A 3,310-nucleotide genomic window follows, 5' to 3' on the forward strand; every position below is an offset into this window, starting at 1 on the left:
CCCGCATAGAGCAGCGTGTAGCCGTCCGGCGTCGCATTGGCGACCATCTGGCTGCCGATATTGCCGCCGGCGCCGGGCTTGTTCTCGATCACGAAGGGGTGGCCGAAGCGCGCCTCGAGCCTCTCTGCCACGATGCGGGACAACAGATCGACCGAGCCACCGGCCGGATACGGAACGATGATCCGCACGGGCCGGTCGGGCCACACGGTGGGGCCGCTCGCCCGCACGGTCGCGGCGACGACCGCGGCCGCTCCGACGGCGAGGCAGCCCGCCGCGAGGGCGCGCCGCGTGAGTCCTGGACGAGGCTCCATGTCGATCTCCGGTCCGATCTCGGGTCCGTGCCGCGGATCAACCGTGGCAGGCCCGCCCGGTGAGCAGGGGCTCGTCGCCTTCCTCGGCGCATGCCGCAGGATTGACCTCCGCCGTCGCCTCGCCGCCCTGCCCCGCCATGGTCGTCATGCCGAGCTTGTCGAGGAGCTGCAGGTCGCGGTCGGGACCGGGATTCGGGGTGGTGAGCAGCTTCGGGCCGTAGAACATCGAGTTGGCGCCGGCCAGGAAGCACAGCGCCTGGATCTCCTCGCTCATCTTCTCGCGGCCGGCCGAGAGGCGGACGAAAGACTTCGGCATGACGATGCGGGCGACCGCGATGGTGCGCACGAACTCGAACGCGTCGAAGTCCTTCTCGTCCTCGAGCGGCGTGCCCTTCACCTTCACCAGCATGTTGATCGGCACCGACTGGGGATGCTCCGGCATGGTGGCCAGCGAGTGGATCATGCCGACCCGGTCCTCGCGGCCCTCGCCCATGCCGACGATGCCGCCGGAGCACACATTGATGCCGGCCTCGCGCACCGCCGCGAGCGTGTCGAGGCGATCCTGGAAGGTCCGGGTGGTGATGATGTTGCCGTAGAATTCCGGCGAGGTGTCGATGTTGTGGTTGTAGTAGTCGAGGCCCGATTCCTTGAGCCGCAGCGCCTGCTCGGGCGACAGCATGCCGAGCGTCATGCAGGTCTCCATGCCGAGATCCTTGACGCCCTCGACCATGGCGCAGACGACGTCGAGGTCGCGCTCCTTCGGGCTGCGCCAGGCGGCGCCCATGCAGAACCGGGTCGAACCGGCCGCCTTGGCGCGGCGCGCCTCGGCCAGCACCTTCTCGACCTCCATCAGCTTCTCGGCCGGGAGCTTGTCCTTGTGCCGGGCGCTCTGCGGGCAGTAGCCGCAGTCTTCCGGACATCCGCCTGTCTTGATCGACAGCAACGACGAGATTTGAATCTCGTTCGGATCGAAATTAGTCCGGTGAATGCGCTGCGCCTCGAAGATCAGCGAGGGAAACGGCAAGTCGAACAGCGCGCGAATCTCGGCCCGCGTCCAGTCGTTACGAACGGCGCCGCCGTGCGTCGGGGCGACGCTCGAAGCGAGATCGGTGGGGATGATGACAGTACGATCGTCCATGGGGCGAGACCTCGATGGTTGACGGCCGGGATACGGGGGTGGGACCCCAGCCGCCAATAGGTGTTTTACGGATACACGATCCGAACGTGCCGGCGAATGTCGGCACAGCATACGCGACGGATCACCCGAAGATCATCCGCATGACGATGTAGCAGACCGACGGGCAGACCAGACAGCCGAAGCCGGTGTAGAAGGTCGCCGTCAGGGCGCCGTAGGGCACCAGACGCGCGTCGGTGGCGGCGAGACCCGCCGCTGTGCCGCTGGTCGTGCCCATCAGGCCGCCATAGACCATGGCGGCCGCCGGGTTGGTCAGGCCGAACGGCTTGGCCAGCAGGGGCGTCAGGATCATGACGGCGATGGACTTGACCACGCCGGCGGCGATCGACAGCGCGATGATGTCCGAGCTGGCCCCGATCGCCGAGCCGGTGACCGGGCCGACGATGAAGGTCACGGCGCCGGCCCCGATCGTGGTGAGGTCGACGGTGCCGCGATACCCGAACGCGTAGGCGATGACCACGCCCACCACGAACGCCACGAAGGTGCCGACGACGAGCGAAAGGACGCCGGCGATGCCGGCCTTCTTCAGCTCCTCCATCCGCACGCCGTAGGCGGTCGAGATGATGCAGAAGTCGCGCAGCATGGCGCCGCCCATCAGGGCGAAGCCGGCGAACAGCGGCACGTCGGCGATGCCGCGCTTGCCGTGGGTCAGCATGCCGCCCACGAAAGCCAGGATCAGGCCGACGATGATGGCGACGGCGGAGCCGTGCACCCGGCCGCGGGTGATCTTGTCGGAGAACTGGTAGCACAGCCAGGTCAGCGCGCCGACGAAGACGAAGGCGAAGATGAGAGCACGCGGCTGCGTGAGCTCCATCAGGAACTTGTAGCTGAGATCCATGACTCGCTCCTCAGGCCTTCTTCGGCTGCGCGCCGGCCGGGACGGTTTCCTCGTCACCGAACGTCGAGGTCGCCGCTCCGGCCCATGCGGAGAGGATGCGGATCAGCGGGAACAGCACCACCACCGACACGATGCCGGCGAGCAGCGCGACGATCCCGCCGTTCAGGGCGGCGAGAACGTTCTGGGTCGACGCCATCGCGATGACGACCGGAATGTACATCGCGTTCCAGAACAGGATGCCCTGCTCGGTCGTCTTGGGCATCATGCCCTTCTGCTTGAGATAGTTCGTCAGGAACACCAGAATCAGCATGGAGAAGCCGACGCCGCCGATGTCACCGTCGATTCCTAGCAGCTTGCCGAGGACGAGGCCTATGGCCGTGCCCACGAACATGCAGATGCCGAGAATCATAACCCCGTAGATGACCATAGTTACCCCCAGATGGTCGGTCGAGGATCGCTCGTGGTCCGGAGCGAGGCTCCGGACCGGTCGCGCACTTATTCGATCACCATGATGAGGCCGCCGGGCTTCAGCCGGTCGCCCACGGCGACAGAGATCGACTTCACCGTGCCGTCGACGGGCGACAGCAGCGGCGTCTTCATCTTCATCGCCTCGAGCACGGCGACCTCGGTTCCCTTGGAGACCGCGTCACCGACGGCGACCTTCAGGGCATCCACCTTCGAAGGCATCTTGGCTTTGAGATCCATCATCAGACTCCTTGTTGAAGTTCGAGCGGGTATGCAGGAGCGTGCGACGCCGCCGGGCTCCGGCCCGGAGCGACCGCCCGCAATGCCTCGTCGCGGGAGAGGAGGCGGACATCGGCCAGGCTGCGGCCCAGCACGGTGCGCGACTCCGAGAACAGCTCGGCGAGCTTGACGCCGTAGCCGTTGGCGAGATCGACCTCGGCATCGAGCCGCAGGCCGTGGCGGCGGCCGATCACGGCGGCCGCCCCCGCGAAGGCGGCGAGC

General features: G+C 67.0%; 6 protein-coding genes. All 6 read right to left on the reverse strand.

Annotated elements, in window-relative coordinates:
- A partial coding sequence (locus CH341_RS29770; RefSeq protein WP_281023732.1) for a tripartite tricarboxylate transporter substrate-binding protein occupies positions 1-311 on the reverse strand: 311 nt, incomplete at its 3' end.
- Between the two features lie 37 nt (positions 312-348).
- A complete protein-coding gene (gene bioB, locus CH341_RS29775) occupies positions 349-1,449 on the reverse strand; it encodes a biotin synthase BioB (protein ID WP_111423019.1) in 1,101 nt (366 codons plus the stop codon).
- A gap of 121 nt (positions 1,450-1,570) precedes the next feature.
- Positions 1,571-2,344: a malonate transporter subunit MadM gene (gene madM / locus CH341_RS29780; RefSeq protein ID WP_111423021.1), complete on the reverse strand. Its 774-nt coding sequence runs from the start codon at positions 2,342-2,344 to the stop codon at positions 1,571-1,573.
- A gap of 10 nt (positions 2,345-2,354) precedes the next feature.
- Positions 2,355-2,771, reverse strand: a complete 417-nt coding sequence (madL, locus tag CH341_RS29785) for a malonate transporter subunit MadL (protein WP_111423024.1) — start codon at positions 2,769-2,771, stop codon at positions 2,355-2,357.
- 68 nt (positions 2,772-2,839) lie between these two features.
- Positions 2,840-3,052 carry a biotin/lipoyl-containing protein gene (locus tag CH341_RS29790; protein ID WP_245431316.1) on the reverse strand — a complete coding sequence of 71 codons (213 nt, stop codon included), beginning with the start codon at positions 3,050-3,052 and terminating at the stop codon, positions 2,840-2,842.
- Positions 3,052-3,310, reverse strand: a 259-nt coding sequence (locus CH341_RS29795; RefSeq protein WP_281023733.1) for a phosphoribosyl-dephospho-CoA transferase MdcG domain-containing protein, incomplete at its 5' end; no start/stop codon positions are given. The genes CH341_RS29795 and CH341_RS29790, both read right to left, overlap by 1 nt.

It is taken from the genome of Rhodoplanes roseus (genome assembly GCF_003258865.1).
In the GTDB taxonomy this organism is placed as follows: Bacteria; Pseudomonadota; Alphaproteobacteria; order Rhizobiales; family Xanthobacteraceae; genus Rhodoplanes; species Rhodoplanes roseus.